This window comes from Stieleria marina (assembly GCA_007741555.1).
Taxonomy (GTDB): domain Bacteria; phylum Planctomycetota; class Planctomycetia; order Pirellulales; family Pirellulaceae; genus K23-9.
The window spans coordinates 7,243,758-7,265,602 of the sequence record CP036526.1; the positions used below are offsets into that span (position 1 = coordinate 7,243,758).

17 protein-coding genes are annotated in these 21,845 nt (G+C 53.9%); 10 read left to right on the forward strand and 7 right to left on the reverse strand.

Going from position 1 to position 21,845, the window contains the following annotated elements; translation table 11 throughout:
• The first annotated feature begins 60 nt into the window (after positions 1-60).
• The 7 genes from K239x_RS25565 (at position 61) to K239x_RS25595 (ending at position 9,454) form a co-directional block, all read left to right on the forward strand.
• On the forward strand, positions 61-2,760 hold the full coding sequence (locus tag K239x_RS25565; RefSeq protein ID WP_145421132.1) for a hypothetical protein: 2,700 nt from the start codon (positions 61-63) through the stop codon (positions 2,758-2,760).
• Positions 2,761-3,525: 765 nt separating this feature from the next.
• Positions 3,526-4,545 (forward strand): DUF932 domain-containing protein, encoded by a 1,020-nt coding sequence (locus K239x_RS25570; protein WP_145421133.1) that lies wholly within the window; start codon positions 3,526-3,528, stop codon positions 4,543-4,545.
• A 2-nt stretch (positions 4,546-4,547) separates the two neighbouring features.
• Entirely contained in the window at positions 4,548-4,955 is a 408-nt protein-coding gene (locus tag K239x_RS25575) for a hypothetical protein (RefSeq protein ID WP_145421134.1), read from the forward strand.
• Between the two features lie 56 nt (positions 4,956-5,011).
• Positions 5,012-5,308, forward strand: a complete 297-nt coding sequence (locus K239x_RS25580; RefSeq protein ID WP_145421135.1) for a hypothetical protein — start codon at positions 5,012-5,014, stop codon at positions 5,306-5,308.
• An 826-nt stretch (positions 5,309-6,134) separates the two neighbouring features.
• Complete coding sequence (locus K239x_RS25585) at positions 6,135-7,031, forward strand: hypothetical protein (RefSeq protein WP_145421136.1); 897 nt, start codon at positions 6,135-6,137, stop codon at positions 7,029-7,031.
• Between the two features lie 332 nt (positions 7,032-7,363).
• Positions 7,364-8,278: an aminotransferase class V-fold PLP-dependent enzyme gene (locus K239x_RS25590; RefSeq protein WP_145421137.1), complete on the forward strand. Its 915-nt coding sequence runs from the start codon at positions 7,364-7,366 to the stop codon at positions 8,276-8,278.
• 168 nt (positions 8,279-8,446) lie between these two features.
• Positions 8,447-9,454, forward strand: coding sequence for a tyrosine-type recombinase/integrase (locus K239x_RS25595; RefSeq protein WP_145421138.1), 1,008 nt, complete (start codon positions 8,447-8,449; stop codon positions 9,452-9,454).
• A gap of 100 nt (positions 9,455-9,554) precedes the next feature.
• Here K239x_RS25595 and K239x_RS25600 read toward each other — a convergent pair whose 3' ends face one another.
• From K239x_RS25600 to K239x_RS25615, 4 genes are all read right to left on the reverse strand, one after another.
• Entirely contained in the window at positions 9,555-10,823 is a 1,269-nt protein-coding gene (locus K239x_RS25600) for a PD-(D/E)XK nuclease domain-containing protein (protein ID WP_145421139.1), read from the reverse strand.
• Positions 10,823-13,099, reverse strand: a complete 2,277-nt coding sequence (gene ago / locus K239x_RS25605) for a protein argonaute (RefSeq protein WP_145421140.1) — start codon at positions 13,097-13,099, stop codon at positions 10,823-10,825. The genes K239x_RS25600 and ago overlap by 1 nt, the downstream gene beginning before the upstream one ends.
• Positions 13,100-13,138: 39 nt before the next feature.
• Positions 13,139-13,630: a hypothetical protein gene (locus K239x_RS25610; RefSeq protein ID WP_145421141.1), complete on the reverse strand. Its 492-nt coding sequence runs from the start codon at positions 13,628-13,630 to the stop codon at positions 13,139-13,141.
• A gap of 277 nt (positions 13,631-13,907) precedes the next feature.
• Positions 13,908-15,242, reverse strand: coding sequence for a GIY-YIG nuclease family protein (locus tag K239x_RS25615; protein WP_145421142.1), 1,335 nt, complete (start codon positions 15,240-15,242; stop codon positions 13,908-13,910).
• A gap of 38 nt (positions 15,243-15,280) precedes the next feature.
• Between K239x_RS25615 and K239x_RS25620 the strand changes: the two genes are divergently transcribed.
• Positions 15,281-15,928, forward strand: coding sequence for a GIY-YIG nuclease family protein (locus tag K239x_RS25620; protein WP_145421143.1), 648 nt, complete (start codon positions 15,281-15,283; stop codon positions 15,926-15,928).
• A gap of 424 nt (positions 15,929-16,352) precedes the next feature.
• Here the strand turns inward: K239x_RS25620 and K239x_RS25630 are convergent, their stop codons facing one another.
• The 3 genes from K239x_RS25630 to K239x_RS25640 form a co-directional block, all read right to left on the reverse strand.
• Positions 16,353-17,195 (reverse strand): hypothetical protein, encoded by an 843-nt coding sequence (locus K239x_RS25630; RefSeq protein ID WP_419190119.1) that lies wholly within the window; start codon positions 17,193-17,195, stop codon positions 16,353-16,355.
• Between the two features lie 103 nt (positions 17,196-17,298).
• Positions 17,299-17,970: a class I SAM-dependent methyltransferase gene (locus K239x_RS25635; protein ID WP_145421146.1), complete on the reverse strand. Its 672-nt coding sequence runs from the start codon at positions 17,968-17,970 to the stop codon at positions 17,299-17,301.
• A gap of 34 nt (positions 17,971-18,004) precedes the next feature.
• A complete protein-coding gene (locus tag K239x_RS25640; protein ID WP_145421147.1) occupies positions 18,005-18,400 on the reverse strand; it encodes a hypothetical protein in 396 nt (131 codons plus the stop codon).
• A gap of 187 nt (positions 18,401-18,587) precedes the next feature.
• On the opposite strand from K239x_RS25640, the gene K239x_RS25645 reads away from it, so the two are divergent.
• Together K239x_RS25645 and K239x_RS25650 are read left to right on the forward strand one after the other, a co-directional pair.
• Positions 18,588-19,496 (forward strand): anti-sigma factor family protein, encoded by a 909-nt coding sequence (locus tag K239x_RS25645; RefSeq protein WP_145421148.1) that lies wholly within the window; start codon positions 18,588-18,590, stop codon positions 19,494-19,496.
• Positions 19,497-19,505: 9 nt separating this feature from the next.
• Positions 19,506-21,833 carry a heavy metal-binding domain-containing protein gene (locus tag K239x_RS25650; protein ID WP_145421149.1) on the forward strand — a complete coding sequence of 776 codons (2,328 nt, stop codon included), beginning with the start codon at positions 19,506-19,508 and terminating at the stop codon, positions 21,831-21,833.
• Positions 21,834-21,845 lie beyond the last annotated feature (12 nt).

Genomic DNA, 21,845 nt, shown 5'->3' on the forward strand with positions numbered 1-21,845 from the left:
CTTGCGAAGCCAATACATCGGAAACACTTTTGTAGCCGCTGGCCATTCTATGTCATCGTCATGACTCTACAGCTCGCATACGGTTCACCTCGAACGTTCTTTTTCAACGGAGTTGGTGTAGTCGGCAGCTTGGTTTCGGCTGATGAGCCGCAGGGAACCGTCATCCAAACCCAGGCAACTCCTGGCGAAGAAACGGGCGAGTCGGCTCCCAACATTTTCTCGATGGTTACCCCAAAAGCGAAGGAGTACAACCCAGCGGTTCTTAATGCTCTGCAGCGAAGGCAAACGAAGCTCAAAGCAATAATGGCGAAGCTCGATGACAGCAGAACTGGCCTCGGAAAAGAAGGCGAACAAACGTGGCAAAAAGTAGAGAAGCTCGCTGAGTCTGCGTTTGAGACGGAAAATCCAAGTCTCGCCTCAAAACATGCACAGCAGGCGATCGAACTTCTTACTGCACTCGAAACTGATCTCACCTACGCGAACTTCCGTGCCGAGATTCAGGGCAAGGATTCTCGTGAAATTCTGTCCGCGCTCGTCACCTTTTCCATCTCTCATCCGGAACATCCACGGCTAGACGAGTTGGAACGGTCTTTGAAAAGACTGACTCACGACAAATGGCTGTCGAAGGCGTCACGTGAATTAAAGACGGCGGCTCCAAATGATTCTGGATTCTCTGAGGGGTGGTTACCGATCGCATCGGCTTGGCAATTAGTTGGCAACGAACCCGAAGCACGCGACGCGATGCGTCAGGCCATTGCCGCACTGCCACGCATGACGAATCCCTCTCGAGCAGTCGAATCAATTATCGATCTCTGCCAGCATGAGTCGTTCAATCCTGCGTTGGGAAAACAACTGCTCGAAGATGCGGAAGCATCCTGCACACAAATTTCGCACATGCAGATTCGTAGCAACCACCTCGCAAACCTAGCGGGCCTGGCTGCGAAGCTTGGGCACGCCTCGCACAGTGAAAGGCTGCTTCAGCTCTCGATTTCGCCGGCAAACCTGAAGATTGAGTTTGGCGAAACCGAAAGGCAAATTCTCAACCAGAGGGCACGGGCTGCCTCTTGGACGGAATCGCCAGAAACCGTATTTGCCATGTGCGAAAAGATGGAGAAGCTGAAATACCCTAAAGCTCTCATCAATGCGAATGCCTACGGCCACGCCGCAATCGCGGCGGCTCGACGTAACAACCGTCCCCAGTTTTACAGGGCGATGCTCCGTACCGAGAACGCTCTGGCACCGGTCCAAATCCGGGACTTCCCAGGTTATCTCTATACGCTCCGGCTTGCCGAAGCCAACATCCTGCAGCGCCGTTGGACGTCCGCTGTCACTGTTGCAAATAACATTCCCGACCCATATCTCCGGGCGTCCGTCTTATTCCGAGTTATGAAGGGTGCTCCACAAAAAGTTCGTGGCAATAATCTGCCGGAGCTATTCGAGCGGTTTGCGGAACAACGATGGTCGGCTCCCGCATGTGCAAGCTACGTTGAGCATCGCATTCGATCCGGCGACAGCTTGTTGTCTCTCGTTCAATGGTCGATGTCGCTTCCGATGGCTTCACAAAGAGCCGCAGCGTTTGCGGGAATTGCACGTTCGGTCGGTACAGCGACCGGCGTGAGCGATTCAGGCGACAAAGAGCCGGTTGTCGTTCCAGTTGACATCGTCGATATGGCCTCACTCATGAACAAGGCCGAAGAAACTGCGTTTCAAATCCAAGAACCGCTTAAATCGGCGTCGGTCTGGATACAGATAGCGCGGACTTGGAATCTGTTGGGTAAGAATCAGCGATACCAGCAAGCCATCACCAACTACGACGAACAGATTTTCGACGCATGGTCGGATATCTGGCGGCGGCGACCAGCCGTCAAGAGGTCCTACAACGGCTCATACGTCTATGCAAGTACTGGACATCGTGCCGATGAAAAACTCACGATTCAAAGGATCATCACGTATCACCGACATCTTGCAACAATGCAAACTGACTTGGGAGACTCAAGCGGAGCGATGGAGACATGCCTCAATCTGGCGAATGCGGCCGGTTTTCTGAACTCCAAAGCTACGTTTGATGAGCAAAACTTTCTTTACATCAAAGCTCTGCTAAACCGGCTTTATGGAGATACAAACGTTGGACCGGAGGCGATTCTCCTCGTCAAATATCGTTCTTACGGTTACAACCGATCGTTGATGGCAGCTTGGGCCAAAGATCTTCCGGGCCTACAGGGAGCAGTCGTTGACCTCGTGAAGAATTCGCAACGCAGGGGCAACACTGCTAGAGAACGGGCACAGGCAGCCAGGGGATTCGGAGAACTGGCGATCCTCAACGCTGAACGCGGCAACTTGGCTGACTATCGCGACGCGCGTCGTTCCGCTCAAAGTCGAATTGACCAAGGACATGGTGGCTCGGAAATGAAGAACGTGCTGGCAACGGCTGATGCGTTAGCCGGGGAGTTTGCCCTCGCTGAGGCAAACCTTGTTCGCGGAACGGTAGCTTGGTTTGGCGATGCAAACCGCCCCCGCAAACAACTCGCAATCTCTTTGGCAGCGAAGGGACGCTGGCGAGACGCAGCGGAACAAGCCTCGAAAGTTTCCAACTCCCAAGCGTTGTATCGTGCGGAAGCATGGACGTCCGTTGCGGAAGCCCGGCTGACTGATGGTTCTGAGTCCAAACCGCAAATTCTTGACTGGGCAAACTCTGTGCATCCGCAGGTTGACCGAGTGGCAGTTTTCTGCGGCTTGGCGTTGGCAGCCGCCCGTCGTTAGTCAATGGCGTCGAACCCAAACTCCGACACTCTCCAAAGAAAGCGGTTGTGGCAGACTTCGGAAGGCTGTTGTCGCGATAGCCGCTGTCCTCTGCGCCAATCATCGTCGGGGCGGGGCCGGGTGAACCCAACGATGACCGGCTCCGAGGAAAGCGGCCTCGATTTGATTTTGTTTCTTGAAAAGATGTACCTTTTCGATTCGATGTGCTATTTGTGAATCATGAACGATTCTTGGATAGCGGTGGTGAATGCAGACGGACTTTGCTGGCTTGAGGCGGAGACAGAGCACAGTCTTATCTTCGCTCGGCGACGAGCCTCGCTGCGAAATGGTGAATGTTTCTGGGCAGTTCTACAGCCCGAGCATGCAAGATTCATCCGCACACAACTCGGCGAGCGACAGTGGTCTGTCAGTCTGCAATGGCTCCAATGTCTCGCCGTCTCAGGTGGCCATATCGTCCGCCAACGGACTGACGCTCCAGACTGGATCTCGGAGCACGTGACTATTCCTGATTTACATGATAGGGAATTGGTCTATTGACCGAGCAGTTCCTTCCCAATCCATACCGGTAATCAAAAACATCACTTCTCTTTTGACGACTTCCGTCAGCCGTACATGCCGTCAAGAGAGGTCGGTGGTCAAAAGGTTTTTATGACTTGCTGAGCAACTGCGTCGTTGCCAGCCCAGCGATCGTCCCTCGGGGCAATCTCTTTGCTGGGCTGCGTCGGCCTAGCAATTTTTCTTTCCTTTACCGAAGGGTATTTTGCGATGGCCACACTAACAAAGGCTCACAACGAACTGTTCCGGCGTTCCCCTGATGAATCTTACGATTCGTTCGACAAGTTGTACGAACACTGCTCGAAACAACGGTTGCAATCGGAGGATCTATGGGAACGCCCCCAGGATCTGACGCTGACACACGATATGACGTTGTGTACCGGCGATGGAAACGAACTGCACCTGAATGACTGGTCATTCTCGCAGATGTGCCGCATGGCTGGTGTGAGCAAGGAGACCGTCAATCGGCTGTCCCATCGAACCGCCAGCAAGGTGTTTGATGAAACGTTGCCGCACGCTGAAAAGCCGTTGCAAGTTTTGACGACGGGCAGCAATGTTCGCAGCGTTCACGGCGTCGCTTACACGCGACTGTGGAATGCGGATCTTCTGGATGTCGTCAACGAGTTCGCTTCTGATTTCACTCCGCCGCAAACCGCGATGGATGGAACAAGCACGGGACTCTACTGCGGTGAACAGGATTTGTTCGCTTTCATGATCGACCCCACTGGCTGGGCTGAGATCGACGGGCAGGCATTCGCTCCAGGCTTTTTCGTCTGGAATAGCGAAGTCGGCAAACGCTCGCTCGGCATTCAAACTTTCTGGTTTCAGAAGATCTGCCAGAACCACATTGTCTGGGATGCGACCGAAGTTGTTGACTTCAGCCGCAAGCACACGGCCAATGTTCGTGAAGGACTCGGCGAAATTCGTTCGATCCTTGAAAGACTGGTCGCTCGTCGCGATGAGCGCCGTGATTCGTTCGCTGCCGTGATGAAGAAGGCGATGAGCGAGAAGCTTGGCAATGATGAAGAAGAGGTGACAAAAGTGTTGTCTGCCGAAAAGATTCCTCGCGGTCTGATCAAAGACGCGATGGAGATTGCCCGGCAACAAGGCGGATTTACGATCTTTGCACTGGTTGATGCTCTGACAAAACTGAGCCAGAAGGTCAACTACGTAGGCGACCGTACGGAGCTGGATGCCAGAGTCGGCCAGTTGCTCGCATTGGCGGCTTAGTCATGGATCCGCAAGCAACTTGGGAGTCGCTCCTTGCCGAATGGCAAGCCGGCAATTGGCTGGAAGTATTTGAGCTAGCCGAAGCTCTGCTTGGGTGGCTTCAAAAGGATGGCTTTGCACCCGAAACGATGGGTAGGCTCCGGCTTGGCGATGACTGGAATAGAACGCTGGCTACTGCAATGGCAACATTTGCTTTGCAGCGAGCCAACGAGGTCCTGGACAATCTGGCCGGAATTCCCGACTCGGTCCCGTTCACCCTTTCTTGTGCGAAGTGCAACAACGAAGGACCGTCAACTGTTTGCGAAGCTCTCGAAGAGGGCTGGTCTCATTTTCAGTACTTTCCAGCGGGGATATCTGAAAACTTTCTTGGTTACTGTCCTGTCTGTCGCAAGAGAGATTTGGATCCGTGACCTGTCTGACGATGTTCGTCAGCGAATTACTTGGTTCCTTTTAGGAGAAGTCTGTTATGGCTACCGCCACACAGCGTAAGCAATTGAAGAAGTCCCCCACTCGCCCCGTTCAAGAATTTCGTCTGGGACGAATTCGAGCGGCGATTTGGGAAAACGAAACGACGAACGGAACACTTTACAACGTGACCGTCAGTCGGCTGTACAAGGACGATGACACTTGGAAGGATTCCAGTTCGTTCGGACGAGACGACTTGCCATTGGTTGCAAAAATCGTCGACCGTTGCCACACTTGGATTTTCACCCAGAGCAGCGGCGAGTCCAACGAAGAAGGTGACAGCAACACGCCCTTCTGATTCACTTCGCATTGCAAGAAGCCAGTCGGTAAACCGCGTTCCAAAAGCGTAAGCTGAAAGAACGGATGGTGACTACGGTTCAAAATCAGGTTTTCAAGACCGCTGGCCACCACAAATTTCACGTTGTTCTTTCGCATTCCATTCACGCACGTACCTCGCTCGTTTCAGTTTGACATTCCGTGTCATACGGAAGTGATGCGATGCCGAAAGGTTTTCTTTTGTTTTCGACTCCTATTCGCCTTGCGAACCTGACTGTCCCGCGTCGCAATTGACGACTGCTGGACGAGACGGCCCGGAAGGCCAACGGGGAATAGTGGGCCTACTGACATTCTTGACATTGTGAGCCGATTCACCCACTGAAATCTAACGAACGGGTTGAAACATGTTGTCCGGTAGCGATCATCCTGCACTCCGGCATCATCAGCCAAGGTTTGTCATACCGCATCGCTTCCGGTCTACGTGCAACCGTGGAATTCTCGTTGACTTGCTAACCAATCGCCGGTGAAGGATCTTGTGGCAAATACAAGTTCAGGAAAGCCAATTCTACTTTTTCAATGCAAGAGCGGCCCGGTTCGAGCAACCGTGTACGGCCCCGAAATCGGTTTTCGTTGGACCAGAACAAGCTACTTCCGCTGGGTGCGTAGCACCAAAACGCCGGGCGAATGGGAGCAACGACAGCCTGATCGTGAACAAGATCAAATTCACGTCAAGAAATGTAATCAGTTGGTGATGGACTGGTTCAGGCAACGATGATCATAGGTCGGCACCTGATCACAGCTACTTTCGACGCTTGTCATCGGTGCCAAACTGTCGTACGGTTGGCCACATGGAAAAACCCGCTCAAATCAGCCCTTCTCAATGGTGGTTGCCCGCCAGTGTGGCCATTGCAGGCTGCCTATTGTCGGTGGGCGTTGCGTGGTTGGACTCACGGTTTCTCACGCTGACATTTTTCGGAACAATGGCAAGTCTTTGTTTGGGTCTGCTGCTGATGCGATCGCGAGAAAACAGATCTCGCGATCCCACGCTGCTTGAGACTCCGTTTTTCCTCGCGCATGACGCAGAAGTATTCAAACGTTATCGGGCGATATCGCACCAGATGGTTCGTGTCAGCGGACGAGTCGAGCCCAACTATCGAAAGTCGGCGATGCGTGAATTGGATGTCGCTGTCGAAAAACTCACTGAGATAGGAGACGGCAAAATCGTTTTCCAGGGTACTGAGGCTTGGCGGCTTGTTTACGAACAATTGCTGCGTGATCCGAGCGTGCTCGTCTATCGGTCGGTTGCTCTGGTGAAGAATACGTCGTACTGGCAAGACGGAGCTGGATTGCAGAGCATGCAACTGAACTTCGACCTCATTGCTCGCTCCGTCGTCACGATCGAGCGAACAGTCATCGTGACGAATGAGCTTTGGCCACCTGATGATGAACTGCCAACGGAAATGCTCAGGCAATGGATTCACGAGCAATCGGTCAATGGAGTTTTTATTCGTTTGGTGCGTAAGTCCGATTTGCTAGACGAGCCAGAGTTACTACGCGACATCGGCATCTATGGTTTCACGGCCACAGGAACCCAGGAATTCGACGATTCCGATCGTCGAACAAGCAAGTTCACGCTGGACTTCGATTTCGATTCTGTTCGCGCCGCGGAGGCGAACTGGAACAGATTAAACGTCTACGCGACCCCTTACGCGGAAATACTGGATCGTTTCAGCCTGGGCGAGTAGGATCTAAAGAACGCAACGCAAAGGTACTCTCTGTGTCAGTTCTTTACTTAGACACCGCGAGGCTGGGCAGGACGTGTGCGTCCGCATCTCAGGCTCAGCTCGACGTAAATCGGCTTCTGGTCGACGATCCGTCGCTGTACTGCGAGAATCTCTTCAGAAATGGAGCTGACGCCTGGCCGGAGGAACGCCTTGCTCAATATCCTTCGTTTCAGCATTGGCATGGGCTCCAGTCGCTTCAGCGTGAATTCGCCAAACACTTTTCGATTTCCGATCCGGAGAACGTCTTTCTTGCGAGCCGATCAGTTCAGCTTGTGAGGATTGCTTCTCGCATCATGTTTCGAGCGTGCCGTAACGTGCTGACCTGCGACATGAATTGGCCACACTGGCAACATGTCGTCGCCGACGAAGCTGCCCGAAGTGGTCAGGGAGTGTCTGTCGCGGAAGTCCATTCGGCGGTTTTCGACAAAGGACTCTCGGCTGAATCGCTCATAGAAACGCTTGCGGCCGCATTTCTTGATCGAGACTGCGACGGCATTTTCCTCCCGGCAGTGACCAATCTAGGAATTCGCCTGCCAATTTCGGACCTCCTTTCACGATTAAAACCGAGCGGTCGACTCCGTTTCGTTCTCGTTGATGCAGCTCAAAGTTTTTGCCAGCTACCTGAACCATCACCCACGAAACACGTTGATATGACGATTACAGGATGTCACAAGTGGCTCGGAGGCGGGAATCCACTTGGCGTAGCGATCTGCGGACGTCCTATCGTCGCTGAGCAGTTTCGCCAAATCCTTCAATCAGGACATTGCCCTGAACTCGAAGATCCCTTGCTGAGATTCAGCCAACAGATCGGCGGAAACTCCGTGAGTCGGTACTTGGAGACTGTGAATGTCACTCCACTCTTCACTGTGAATGCGGCAATCCAAGAACAACGAACGAAACGCAAGCATCTGCAAGAACAACTCGAGCGTCAGCAAGGGAACCTCGATACCGTTGAGCAATGCGTCGACGGCACGCCGTGGAACTTGCTGGGTATTGATGAGTCACTCCGCAGCGGGATTCTGTTGCTCCAATCGCAAGACCCGCTGCATCGAGAAGCGGATTGTCAATCGCTCGGAGATCGGTTCCGGAAACACGGCGTTGCGTTCAGCAGCTACCCCCAAGGAGTCATCCGGATATCGACACCGAAATCGCTCGCGTCCAATCACGCGACGAATGTGATGGAGCAAGCCTTTCAATGTGTTGCCTAGCCCATTTCAATCGCTGACATACTGAAAACATTTAATGCATGACAAAGGACGTTATTGTGCGTTACCGTCCACCGGTGGGGAAATCATTGATTCGCAATTCCCGAACAAGTCCATGCGTGAAACAAATGCCCGTTTTCGCAGTCGATGCTTGAATAGCCAAGGGGGTGCATGAGCGCTGAAGCAGTTGAAAACGAACAAAAATCCGGGATCGTAACGACGGTGCCGACTGGCGGCCTCGTAACGGGAAATCACGGCCCGTTGCCGAATTTAATTGCGGCGTCCGGCTCCGCCGCCGCGTTTGCTTGGGAAGAGTTCATCTTTGGGAAGATTCGCAATGCGAACACAAGAGCCGCCTACGAACACGCCATACGGAAATTCCTGAACCACTGCGAGTCCCTGGGAAGGCAACTGACGTCAATCTCGCCTGCGGACATTGGTCTTTATCTCGACGCACTACCGTACGCTCCAGCGACGAAGAAACTGCACCTGTCTGCGCTCCGTCACGTTTTCGATTCGCTTGTCAGTCGGCACGTCCTGATGCTCAATCCTGCCGCTTCCGTACGTGGCGAGCGTCTGACCGTCGTGGAGGGAAAAACGCCCGAGATTTCGATTCAACAAGCAAGGCAATTGTTGGAGTCGATCTGCGACTCAAACATCATCGGGCTTCGCGATCATGCGATCGTTTGCGTGATGATTTACACCGCCGCTCGAGTTGGCGCGGTTGCAAAGTTGCAACGTCGTGATTTCTATGACCTTGGCGGTCAACACTGCTTGAGATTCCAAGAGAAGGGAGGAAAGTCTCGCGAGATTCCCGTTAGGCATGACCTTCAGCAAATCATTCACAACTACCTATCCAAGGCCGGTTTGGAATTCGCTGACAAATTGACGCCGCTTTTCCGAACGACCGTCAGAAGAACTCGACAATTAACGCCGAACGGAATGACGCCTGGCGACATGGCCCGAATGGTCAAACGCAAGCTGCGAGTAGCGGGCCTACCTTCGCAGCTATCACCGCACTCCTTTCGAGTGACAACGATCACTGATTTGCTCAGCCAGGGCGTACCGCTTGAAGATGTTCAAAACCTTGCAGGTCACGCCGATCCACGTACCACTAGGCTTTACGACAGACGGAATCGCAAAGTCACCCGCAACATCGTGGAACGAATCTCAGTGTAGAAGCCAGCTGAATCGCGATGTCGTATTGACCCTTGACGGTGAAATAGCACTCTAGAGCGTCACTTGGTGGCAAGGCTTTATCAGAGAATGAATCGCAGTCTTATTTGCCTTGCGGGCACACAACGACAGAAACACTGAAATCGTGATCTTCCGACGCGAGATCCTTCTCAAGTGCTACTGCGTTTTTTAGTCGGAGTTCGGGATCGTAAACGAAACAGATTAGATGTGTGTAGTCAGTTTCGTGTCGGTAGTAGCGTGAGTCAATGATGAGTTGATCGGCAACGTGACGCTGAGTTAGGCGACTACCAGTGTGCTTAACCTCAATGGCGATCTTGTGATCGGGAAGCACGAAGTCGATCCGGTTTTGATTGCCGGCGTATGATGGCGTCCAGGGCTCAGCACGCACATCGTCGAAGAACAGTCGCAAGATCGCATGGAACGCATCTTGAACGTCGTACTCATCAACCATTTCAATTGTTGATCGAGGAAGCCTTTCCGTTGTGCCAGTCTGCTTCACATCTTTTCGACGTTTTTGAAGTTGACGAGCGAACAACGGAAAGTTGCGGCATAGCCGCTCAATCAACCGTAAAGCGTCACGATTCGTAGCAGGAACGATTGACGTCTCATTGAGACGAGACCGAAGTCGGCGTTCGATGCTGTGCTCCAAAGAACTTAGCAGAATAGTGGCGTCTGCAGCATTCTGAAACTCGAACTTTCCGATAGCGACGTCCTTTAGGATTTTGTCCTCGACGGCTAGGACGAGGTCAGGGTCAATCGGCGCTACAACTGATTGCTGCATGGCGAGCCACTTGACGGTCGCTGCTACGTCCAACGTCAAACTGTCATCTGAAAGTCTTGGCATTTCGCAAGGCGTGTCATCAAGCAGCATTTCCGCAAAGCGATAAAGCCAGCGAGACTTCACATCGTCGTTGGCCTTCGTCAAACAGTTGCGGACCGTTGCAAGGAAAGTCGCATGAAGCGGGCTTGCCGGCCCAGCCAGTCGCTTGATGCCATATGCGATACCAAGCACCTCGATTGGTCGAAACGTAAATGATTGCCGATCAATCGGAAATAGGTCTCGACTAAGAACAGACTCGCAGGCAGTTGGCCATTCGCTATGGAGCCTCTGTTGGTACTCTGGATCAATCGCCAATAGAAACCCAAAACAAGCAAGAGTCTGCGGGTACTTGAAATTTGTATCCGATGGCCAGGGCGGAAGCGGAGCGTTGCCCGTGCGGTCGTCGACATTCAGTGAACGCAAGAAGAGCGAAAACCCGGATTCTGGATTCGGCAGTGGGCAATTCTGCTCCACGAACATGCGAAGATCAGCGGCGGTTTTTGCGAAGCTCTGTGACAAACGCTCATCCATTACAGAAACCACTTACTGTTTCGGAGTTTCGTATTCAATACCGCTGGTGACCAATCGTCGATGGACTTCAACCGTGCGAGTAATTCAGCTATCAGCGATGAGTAAAGGATGGTGACAGGTTTTTCAGACGGCAACGTCGATCTCCACGAAAGCGTTGTGAAGTTCAGCACCTGTTCTGAAAGGTAGGACAAATCGCGGTAGGTCGACTGTTTGTGAAGGTGGATTAGCAAAGGCCTTGGCAACGCGAGATTCGCGCGTTTGACCATATGCGGTCCAGTGGTTGTGACCAACCGCGTGTAGCGTCCAACCTGGGCTGTCAGTCCTCGCCGAGGAACGTAGACGCCCTTCGTTTGGTTCTTTCTAGTGATGCCTCGCTGGGCTAAGTCGAGCAAGGTGAATGAGTGGTCAAGCGACACGTTCAAAAAAGCGAACTCGATCGTCTGCTCGCTACCGACCTCTTTGACACTGGAAGCGATTATGTCCGCAACCTCAACATTTTTCAGCGGCTTGAACGCATGAAAAACGATCCTCACTGTTTGTCCGGGCAGCCAGTTGTTTCGTTGTTTGACTTCGCGAAGGACCGCGATCGTCGATTCGCGAAGCACGTCGGGGTAGTCTTCGTATTTGCACTCTTTAGAAAGGTTCGAGAGAAGGTAGTTGCCGTCACCACGAAATACCGTCGTGATTCCGATATGACGTTGCCGTTTCTCGAATCGGCTGCCAGAGAGTTCGGCGTTCCCAATTCCCACGACCAATTCGTCATCGACCGTTTCACCGTGATCGACCGTCCACGGAACGCCACCCATCTTTGCATAGAGCGCCGTGGCAAGATTTCTGAACGTGTACTGCAGCGAGTACTCATTCGCGGTTAAAGTCGACACTCTGGCTTCCTGCACAGGAATGCCGTGCGATAGCAGAATGGACTTTGCAACCAAATACGGGTTCTGAGCGTCAGGCAAGCCAGCATGCTCGTCGTGCAATATGTTGAAAGCTGCGTCGAAGTTGCCATCGCGTGTCAGGCGTTCTTCGATGGCTTTGCGATAGACCTTCGCGACATCGGAACGATCAACGTCCTGTAATCTGACCGAAAGCGGGAAAAACGTTGGATTCGCGAGATGGAATGTGTCGGTGAAACCGTCGTACTTACTGTCCTTACTCGATCCAAACCCGTCGCGAAACTTCTTGAGAGCCTGACTAATCTTGCCTGCAACCGTGTCGGGAGCAACCAGCAGAATGCGAGGTGAGCGCGTAGGAAAACTTCCTCGATCAAATGGCCCAAACCTCGCAAGTCCCTCCCACGCATACTGATGCAATTTCGTGCGTGACCGATCGAAACAATACTTGCTTGGCGGCAGTTCGATAACGGTCTTGTAGCTCGATTGATTTTTGAGTTGGACTCGTTCGCCGATGGTAACTTCGATACCGCCGTGTAACTTGACTGGGCTTTTTCCCTTTAGAAATCCAAGCATCCTTTGCAATTCGCGGTCCGATCCGGCACCCCCGCATAGTTTCCCATATTCGTCGTCGACCGAATAGAAAAAGCCGTCGTATCGGCCGCCGAGCAATCGACGCAAACACGTTGCAAAGACTTCTTTTGATCCTTCGACTCGCACGTCTGTTGCGGCAACCTTATTGTCATCACCGTACGCGTCTTTCAATAAAACGACATCACCCTCAAGCCTGTCGAAAGTCCCCACTAGTCTTCGCTGGCCAGGTTCGGTCTTCTTTCGGATCAGGTGCATTCCTTGGACGGGAATACTTGCGTCGATCAGCTCTTTGACGCGGGCGGTGCAGATCCAACGAGTAGTCACATTGAGCGCGAGCATCAGTTCTAGTTCGCCGGGTCGAAATTCAACCAGCTTAGCTTCCAGTTCGTACTTTGGGCGAATTTCAAACTTGGAAAGCAAGTCAGGCTTTGAGTCCAATTTCTTGGCAGCTAGCTCGACCAGATCGACCTTATGAGCAAGGAATGTAAACGGACGTTCTCGTACTGGGTCGTATTGATCAAAGACGCCCCGCATCGCTTGATCTAGCATGGTCTTAACGAAGCGAAGCCCAAGATGGTCGGAGAGCACCAGGAGATCGGATTCGCCGACACCACCCGATGAATCCTGATTCTTTGCAAGCGAGTAAAGATGCCCTTCGTGGTACATCGTGAACCAAGCGTCACCTAGAGAACGTCGCGTTTCCTTGACGTCCGTTGGTGCGATCTTTGCCTTCAGCACGGTCAGCGACCCGCCGGTGATCTCCGTCGAAAATCCGTTTAGTTGCAGCATGAGTACTAGACGTGCCTTTGATCTTGGTAGCGGCTCTGGTTACTTGGACAATATTGCGACCGCTTCGATCGCCTTTTCGAGCTCAGGTACCAGCGATTCTTTTGACTTGACGATTGCCTCTCGCAACGCCCCGATGTGGGGCACAGCGTCAATGCGTTCCTCGATGCTGCACTCGACAAGTGGCTTCCAGTCGATTGTTTCGTCCGGATAGCTATAGTGCTCGTGATCGTGGGCGTAACAAAGCCGCCAGCCGCCTTTGAGCTTAATCATACCGACATACCAGTTGATTTCCCCGATGCAATTACGCTGGTCATCTTCCATCGTGTGGGAGCGGTAGGCGTGTTTGGCATCGCGAGCAGGCTTCATCGCTTTGAATTGCTTCTCGTGCTCCTCGATCGCCGCTTTCAGTTGTTCCAAGCGAGCCGTCAAGGCTTCGTTGAGTTCTTCATTGCGTTCATCAATTGTCATTTCAGGTTTCTCCAGCATTTGGAAGGCTCCGATGTAGAAGCCGTTGATGCGGTTAAATGGCATGAGACATCTCCGACGCCTGCGATTGAACGCGGGCGAAGAAAGTGTGGGCCTTGGGGACATAAGAGAACCGTTCCCTCGTCGCTGTCAGGCAAACTCGTAATCAAACGAACTGCATACGGGCTATCGACCCGGCGAGCAGAAAAACCGCCATCACAGCGGCGTGGGGATGGCGTCAACCAACGTCCACATTGAAAGAGTCACGCATGCTGATCACTTCGTCAATCCCCGTTCTTGAAGATTTCGCCGATCGGAAAAAATGATTGCGTCAGGGCCAAGGCTACCGCGAAGCTTCCTCAAACAATTCGGCGACTTCGTCGGCCGTCGTCCAGAACCATTCTTTGCCAGGCGATCCTTCAACCCGACCGCCTCGTTTTTTGAGCGTTTTGTGGATCTTGCCTTCGATTGCTCGGCCGTTGTCGCATCGGCCGATGAATTGAATGTGGGCGTCGTGTGCGATCGCCGATGGGAACTGAGACGCGACGCGTTGCACGGCTCCGTCGAGACCGCCTGTGTATCCAACTTTCATGGGGTAGCCGCGATGTTCGCCAGCGGCTGACTGTTCGACGGCTGCGCGATAGGTGTAGGCGTAGACCTCGTCTAGGCCGTGGCCAACTATCCTGCAATCGGTTTCTTTGAAGAAAGGAAGGTCGAGCATCCACTTCGCCGCCGCGTCGGGATTTGGATCAAATGGGGTATCACGAAAGCTCTCGACGATTTTGCTGGAAAGTTCATCGGCGAGTTCTTCGCGGATGAAGTCGATCCAATAGATGTCGATGTCTAAGCTGAAGCCAGAGTCGAACTCGACCGCTACTTGAAGGCTCGTCCGACCGGGTTTAATTGAAAAGCCAGTCTCGGGAACCGTCCATCCAATCTGGCCTTTGAACAAAGACGAATCGACGCGTCGCAAATCCTCACGCAGGATGATTCGCTCTCGGCACGGCTGCGCTCCGGTTCCGCCGGCACGAAGATGCTTCTTCATCTCGTAAGCCCACTTTCCCTGCCGCATCGGCGAAACGTGCTCGTGCTCGATCTCGTAGCCAGGAAACGGATCGCTCGGCAAATCGTTCAGCGATATTGAGACCGATGCCGAAGCAGGCGGCGACGTCGGAACGAATCTCGGCGTTGGGCCTTCCTCGATGATCTGGAAAGCATCCATGACTTCGGCAATCTGGCTGTCGTACCAGACTTCGTGATCGTCTTCTGTTCCAACCAAGACAGGCTGGCTGCGGTTAGCCAGCGCTCGATGCACTTCTCGCCACACGAAGGGGCCATTGCTTGTCGACAGCACAGCAAGGAGCTGCACCGGCTCGACCAGTCCAGTCGGGTCGGCAGAGAAACGTGTCCGCAGGTGTCCAATCGCCGGTTCCTCGTCCGACATGAAGGACGGAAAGTGAATTCCGAATCGAAAGCAAAGCGGATAAGTCGCTGCAGGGTCGATGGTTGCCCGACGGGTGAAACGCCCAAATGAGTACACGGCGATTTCATGTTTGCCGTCGCCAGCGAAACGGCACGTCGACGCGTCGATCAAGAATTCATCCTGCTGGTCAATGCCGTAGGTCGGCCACTTCTCCGAGATTCGATGCCAATTCGCGTGCATTTTAGTATTCGTCACTGTCGCCAGGGATTTTTGAATTCGATATTCTACCGGTCATGCCATTCCTGCAACACATATACGCACTGGCCGACCCGCTTCAGCCGGAACTCGTTCGCTATGTCGGACGAACCAACAATCTTGATCTACGTTTTCGCATGCACCTATCTGAGGCCGAATCCGGTTTCACCATCAAGGATGTTTGGCTCATGTACCTTCGCTATGAGGGCCGAGAGCCGATCATTTCTGTTCTTGAGCAATCTGAGTTCAGCGATTCAGCGGTTGCTGAGAAATGGGCCAAGACACAGGAGAAGGTTTGGATTAAAGAAATGGCGGCGAAAGAACCGTCGCTTTTGAATGGCTCGAGATGGGCTAGTCACCCCGACCGAAAGGCGATCCCGAAAGGTGTCAAGACAGCATGGTGCGAGACACACGTGCTTCTTTGGGCGATTGATCGAAGCTGGCAAGACGAGCATAAACTGCTGACGCATTTGAACGATCGTTTCGGTTCTATCACGCGTGAATCGCGTCAGCCAAACGGTTCAACGATCTGTGAGTCCATGGCAGAACTTTCGCTCGCACAATCGCAATACGAAGGGAAACGTTTTCGCGTGTGTTCTATCCTTCGTGCCCTCTCGCAGGCACACACACAGTTAGAAGTTGGCAGTCTGGAAACGTTAGTCGAGTACGAGTGCCCGGTGACATGAAAGTTTGGACGCATCATCCCAGCACCTTCCCGATCACCTCGCCGGACTTGACAGTCGATGCGACGCTGAGTGTTTACTACCGAAGCCGGGAATACCGCGACGCGATCCACGAACTGCACCGCCACTTAAAGGGTGAGACTCAGTTCTTGTGGTGTCTCACTACGCGAAATACTTTTGAACGCCACAGTGAATCCATTGACTTGATCGAGTGGGAACTCGACGTACCAATATCACAAATTCTCGCATTCTATCGAGAGGATGTTTGGGGAGAAATATACAATGGCCGCTCAAAAGATTGGGCAGCCTTGATAACGAGCTCCGTTTCCGAAAACGTCGGCGCACTCGTGCGAGTACCGATTGATCCGTCGTGGGCAACACCTCATCCAATTCCTGTGAAGTACAAGAGTCGATAATGCCTCCGCCCTCAGAACGCCGGCGGTGTGATGCCCTGGGCTTTCAGGGCGGCGAGGTATTTGTCAGGTTCGGCGGTTAGCTTTTTGGCACAGCCGGGGCAACAGATGTAGATGGCTTTTCCGTTCACGTTCACTTTGCCTGGGACGCCCATGCCGCCCAGCGGTTCGTCCATCACCGGACAGGTTTTCTGTGCGGCGATTGCTGCAGCATCGGCAAGCGTGGATTTGAAGACGCCTTGGCGGACTTGTTCACCTTTGGCGGTGTAGTACTTGGTGAGGTACTGGTCGGGTGAGGCTTCGACTTTCTTGGTGCAGCCGGCACAACAGACGAAGAGAGACTTATCACCGATTGTGATCTTGGGTGGCGTACCCATCGAGCCAAGCGGTTGGCCGCTAACGGGGCACGTGGCTTGAAGGCTGATGAGCAGTTCATCGGATAGTTTGCCGCTGGAGAGTTTTCCCATCGCGTGGAAGACCAGCGGTTCGCTGCCGATGTTGGTGATCTCGACGTTCATGTGCAACGGTTGATTGACGACCTTGGAGAGATCAACGCCGACGCCAATCGCGAGGTTCTTCAGCGTTTTGAGTTGGTAGGTGTATTCTTTTTTGCTGTCGCCGACACGCAGTTTCAAGGTGCCAGTCGCATCTGGTGGTGCGATCGGTTGGTCGTTCTTGCCAAGGATCATGAACATGATGCCTTTGTCGGCGATCACGGTTTCAACCCGTCGCTCGCCAACGGTTTGTACTGTTCCACCGTGCGGGCCTGTGGTTGCGTCGGCGGCGTGTTGGTGAGCCGCGTGGTCGTGCCCGGCGTGGTCGTGCGGTGTGGCTGCTTCCTGGGCAGACACGACCATGGGTGTTGCCAACAGTGCGGCGGTACATACGGTGGCGAAGAATTGACGTCTCATGGAATGTTCCGTTGAGGAGGGAATTGAGAGAAAGGCGATCCGTCGTGGGTTAGCTGACGTGGTGATACACGTGGAAGACAGCCGATCCGTACTTGTAAATCAGGGATTGCTCGAAGTACTCGTCGTCGGTCAACAACTCTGGGAACCGAAATTCGTCGATGATCAAACAGAGGTCTCGCGGGTGCTCTTTGAGCGAAGCCCGGATCATTTCGAGGAAGCGATCGGTCACTGGGTAGTCGAACGGTGAATACAGAAAGAAGACGGTTTCGTTGCCGGCCATCTGATAGTCGAGAATGTTGGTGCAGATGACTTTGATCGAACCGGCATTGGGGCAAACCTTGCCGAAGGCTTCGACGTTTCGTTCCGCGATCCGGCACAACGCTGGTGAGATTTCCAAGCCAAGGACTTGATCGAAACCGTGCTCCGCAGCGAGCAACAAGACTCGGCCCTTGCCGCATCCAACGTCGACAAACACGCCCCCACCAGGGAGTTCGACCTTTTCCATGATCTTGCGAAAGTACCTCGCTCGCGTTGGTTTGTACTTATCAGCGTGCTGTTTGTCATCCTCGCTGATATCCAAGTCGTTGATCGCGACCTCGATTCGGGTATCAAGCTCGTAGCGTTTGTCGAACATGAAGTCGTCGGCAACACTCAATGCACTCTGGAGCGTCGTTGTCGGTCTCGTGGAGAAAATCCGTTTCAGGAAATCGGTCGTAGCCATCGGTACTTTCGGCAGTAGGTCTTGTTGGTATCGGTTACTTCAATTTGGCGAGGTATTTGTCCGGGTCGGCGAGCAGCTTTTCTTTGCAACCGTCACAGCAAATCCACACAGACTTGCCGTTCACATCGACTTTCTCGGGGGCTCCCATCGTGCCGAGCATCTCGTCGCTGACGGGGCACATGTGCTGGGCCATCGCGGACTTGTAGTCTTCCGGCGAAAGCTCTTTCAGGCCCGGCATCATCTTTGCCATTGGCGAATCGGAATCGGCGGTGGCGTGGTCGCCGTGATCGTGTTCGGCGTGGTCCTCGGCCGTGTCGCTGGCGGGAGTCGCGGGTGGCGTCATTGTATCGGACTCGGGCGTATTGCAGCCGTAGAGCCCCAAAACGAACAGACCGCCGAGCAGGATCGGCAGGGATTTTGTGAGTCGCATAGGGTTTTGCCTTCGCGGATTGGGAGGGCGGTTTGATGGATGAACGCGGGTTTGGATGCGTGGAAGGTCGCTTTCTTCACGAATGGTGAAAAGAATTCGGCTAATTCGTTTAAATGCGTGAAGAAGCAAGCACTTCAGGCATCCAAACGGACATCACCAGAAGCATCCAGCGGAGAATGCAAGGCCCATGTCATCCAGCGATTGCAATACAGTTCGTTCTCATCTGTCGGCTTACCACGACGGTGAGTTGTCGGCTGAACTGGCGGCAACGGTCGCGAAGCACATTGAATCGTGCGAGTCCTGTGCGGCGGAACTGAGTGCGTTTGAATCAATCGGGTCGGCTTTCGCTCAAACGCAAATGCCAGCGAAGCCTTCTGATTTGTGGCAGCGGATCGAACGCGAATTGCCAATGACCGCGGAAGCGGTGACGTTGTCAAAGCGGTTTGGTGTTTGGGTTCGCGAGTCACCTTACGGAGCGGGGCTGGTGTCGATGGCAGCGTCCGTCTTGGTGCTGCTGGGGGCGGGGCTTTGGTACGGCGGGAACAATGGCGACATGGCGGGCGGTGGAGCGATGGCGATGCACGGCAGCGACGGGCATTCGCATGACGGCGAGATGTCGGCCGAACACATGGCTGAGTTTGCCGGGGTGATGGATGAATATTTGCAGAAATTGCCAAGCGACCCGGACGCAGCGGAACGGATGCTGCTTGCAAAGTACAACGGCGAGAAAGTCGACTCGGACGGAGCCGTCAAATTGGTCGGCTATCGACCGATCATCTCCGGTGAATTGCCCGAAGGCTATTCGTTGGCGTCGACCAGCGTGTTGAAGATGCCTTGTTGTACTTGCGTTAAAGCGGTTTGCAAACGCAGCGACGGTTCGACGCTGGTTCTCTTTGAACACGACGATGACGAGGCGGCTTGGTTCGGCGATCGGCCATCAAGCATGGCGATGTGCGGCGACAAGGATTGCTGCCTCGTCGATCTTGATTCCAGCATCGCGGCGACTTGGAAACAAGGTTCGCGAAGCGTTACAGCCGTCGGCGTTCGCGACCAAAACGAAGTTGCGACGCTGGTCAATTGGCTAGACAAATCCTAAAGCGAACTCATGAACGAATTCATCAAACAACACCGCGGAAAACTCTGGATTGCACAAGCGGTGGCGTTTGTGTTGCTGGGTGGGTTCGTTGCGTCTTGGTTTGGCGGCGGATCAAACGGGCCGGCGGTCTCGACGACGTCCACGACGTCGGACTCTGGGGAGATGCAGAGCAAGCCGACGATTTGGACGTGCTCGATGCACCCTCAAATTCGTCGCGACGGTCCGGGGGCGTGTCCGATCTGCGGGATGGACTTTGTCCCGGTCAGAGAATCGGCCGATGGAGTTCGCACGGTTTCGATCAGTTCTGAAATCAAGAGCTTGATGAACGTGCAGGTCAGTCCCGTTCGCCGGCAATATGTGACGGCTGAGGTTCGCATGGTTGGCAAGGTCGACTACGACGAAACACGGTTGGCTCACATCACCGCTTGGGTTCCGGGTCGCTTGGAACGAATGTTCGTTGATTTCACCGGCGTCGAAGTCAATCAAGGCGATCACATGGTTCAGATCTACAGCGAGGCTCTCTACACCGCTCAAGAGGAATTACTCGCCGTCACCAAGCGCGATCGACCGCCGAGTTCATCTCGCTTCATCGAACCGCTTGATCTGGCCGAGTCGGCTCGCGAGAAGTTGCGTTTGCTTGGTTTGACGCCAGAGCAGATTCAAACCATTGAACAACGCGGCAGGTCTTCCGAAACGGTCACGATTTACTCGCCCGCTGGCGGCGTGGTGGTTGCGAAGAATAAGCAAGAAGGCGATCGCGTTCAAACGGGCGACCGTATCTACACCGTCGCGGACTTAAAGGTCTTATGGGTTCAGATGGACGCTTACGAATCAGACTTGGCGTGGTTGCGTTACGGGCAAGATGTCGAGTTCACGACGGAAGCGTATCCAGGCGAAGTGTTCCGTGGCCGAATCGCGTTCATTGATCCAGTGCTAAACGAGGACACGCGGACGGTGAAGGTGCGAGTCAACGTGCCGAACGAGGATGGTCGCTTGAAACCCGAAATGTTCGTGCGAGCGGTCGTGCAGAGCAACATCGCGGCGGGCGGTCGAGTGCTCAACGCTTCGCTGGCGGGAAAGTGGATCAGCCCGATGCACCCGGAAATCATTAAAGACCAGCCAGGCGATTGTGACATTTGCGGTATGCCGTTGGTGCGAGCTGAGTCGCTCGGTTACGTGACGGCGGAGCCGACGAGTGCAGCGAAGCCGTTGATCGTGCCGGTAAAGGCAGTGTTGCTGACTGGAACGCGAGCGATCGTCTACGTTCAGATTCCCGATGCGGAAAAGCCGACTTACGAGGGTCGCGAGATCGTGATCGGTCCGCGAGCAGGAGACTTCTATCTCGTGAAGTCCGGACTCAAGGAAGGCGACTTGGTGGTGACCAACGGCAACTTCAAGCTCGACAGTGCGCTACAGATTTCAGCGAAGCCTTCGATGATGACGCCGCAAGGTGGCGGCGGTGGTGGACACAATCACGGTGGCATGGAAATGCCGAAGGCAGACGAAGGCGTGACAATGGACGCGAGTCCGATGGAGTTGGTGCCAGCGGTACGTGATGCGATGCAAGGCATTGTTGAGCAATACAAAACGATTCAAGTAAAGGTCGAAGCGGCGAACCTCGCCGAGATGCGTGCCGGCTACGACGAACTGGGTAAAGCTGTCGAGGCGGTGCCGGCGGACTTGATCGGTCCTCAGATGCGACCACAGTGGTTCGAGGTCGCGATGCTATTGAGGAACGATGTCACCGAAGGCCGCGAGATCAAATCCATGCGTGAAGCTGATCGGGTGTTCGCATTGACTCGCCAGCACGTCAATCAGATGAAGGCTCAGTTCCCATTGCCGATGTCGCATGACGATATGCGGATGCCGGCAATGGCGAACATGGACGCCTCGCCTGAAGTGAGCGAGCAGTTGGACGGTTTCGTCGGTCCGTATTTGCAGCTTAGTCAAGCACTCGCGGCCGACGATTTGGATACAGCGAGGCAAGCTGTCGAACCGTTGCATCAACGTTTGGCCGGTTTGCTACCGATCGTGTCTGAATCCAAAGCGGTCGAAATCTGGAGCAAGGAGAAACGCGACATGTCGGAGATCATTGCGAGATTGCAAAAAGCGAACGACCTGGCCACCATGCGGAGCGGCTTCGCGTTGCTGTCCGAACAGATGCTGAGTCTGGAGCGGATGTTCGGACTGCCCAACGACACAGGACTTTACGAGCTTCATTGTCCGATGGCCTTTGAGGGCCGCGGTGCGTCGTGGCTTCAATCCGACGACGCGGTTCGCAATCCGTACTATGGCGCTTCGATGCTGAAGTGTGCCGACAAAGTCGAAAAGCTGTAGGCCAAGTAATCC

Coding starts and splice junctions, on each gene's coding strand:
- K239x_RS25585 (WP_145421136.1), top strand. CDS start 6,135: ATGGAAAAACCCGCTCAAATCAGCCCTTCTCAATGGTGGTTGCCCGCC.
- K239x_RS25570 (WP_145421133.1), top strand. CDS start 3,526: ATGGCCACACTAACAAAGGCTCACAACGAACTGTTCCGGCGTTCCCCT.
- K239x_RS25565 (WP_145421132.1), top strand. CDS start 61: ATGACTCTACAGCTCGCATACGGTTCACCTCGAACGTTCTTTTTCAAC.
- K239x_RS25620 (WP_145421143.1), top strand. CDS start 15,281: ATGCCATTCCTGCAACACATATACGCACTGGCCGACCCGCTTCAGCCG.
- K239x_RS25645 (WP_145421148.1), top strand. CDS start 18,588: ATGTCATCCAGCGATTGCAATACAGTTCGTTCTCATCTGTCGGCTTAC.
- K239x_RS25590 (WP_145421137.1), top strand. CDS start 7,364: ATGTTTCGAGCGTGCCGTAACGTGCTGACCTGCGACATGAATTGGCCA.
- K239x_RS25650 (WP_145421149.1), top strand. CDS start 19,506: ATGAACGAATTCATCAAACAACACCGCGGAAAACTCTGGATTGCACAA.
- K239x_RS25635 (WP_145421146.1), bottom strand. CDS start 17,970: ATGGCTACGACCGATTTCCTGAAACGGATTTTCTCCACGAGACCGACA.
- K239x_RS25630 (WP_419190119.1), bottom strand. CDS start 17,195: ATGGTCGTGTCTGCCCAGGAAGCAGCCACACCGCACGACCACGCCGGG.
- K239x_RS25600 (WP_145421139.1), bottom strand. CDS start 10,823: ATGGATGAGCGTTTGTCACAGAGCTTCGCAAAAACCGCCGCTGATCTT.
- ago (WP_145421140.1), bottom strand. CDS start 13,099: ATGCTGCAACTAAACGGATTTTCGACGGAGATCACCGGCGGGTCGCTG.
- K239x_RS25575 (WP_145421134.1), top strand. CDS start 4,548: ATGGATCCGCAAGCAACTTGGGAGTCGCTCCTTGCCGAATGGCAAGCC.
- K239x_RS25640 (WP_145421147.1), bottom strand. CDS start 18,400: ATGCGACTCACAAAATCCCTGCCGATCCTGCTCGGCGGTCTGTTCGTT.
- K239x_RS25610 (WP_145421141.1), bottom strand. CDS start 13,630: ATGCCATTTAACCGCATCAACGGCTTCTACATCGGAGCCTTCCAAATG.
- K239x_RS25595 (WP_145421138.1), top strand. CDS start 8,447: ATGAGCGCTGAAGCAGTTGAAAACGAACAAAAATCCGGGATCGTAACG.
- K239x_RS25580 (WP_145421135.1), top strand. CDS start 5,012: ATGGCTACCGCCACACAGCGTAAGCAATTGAAGAAGTCCCCCACTCGC.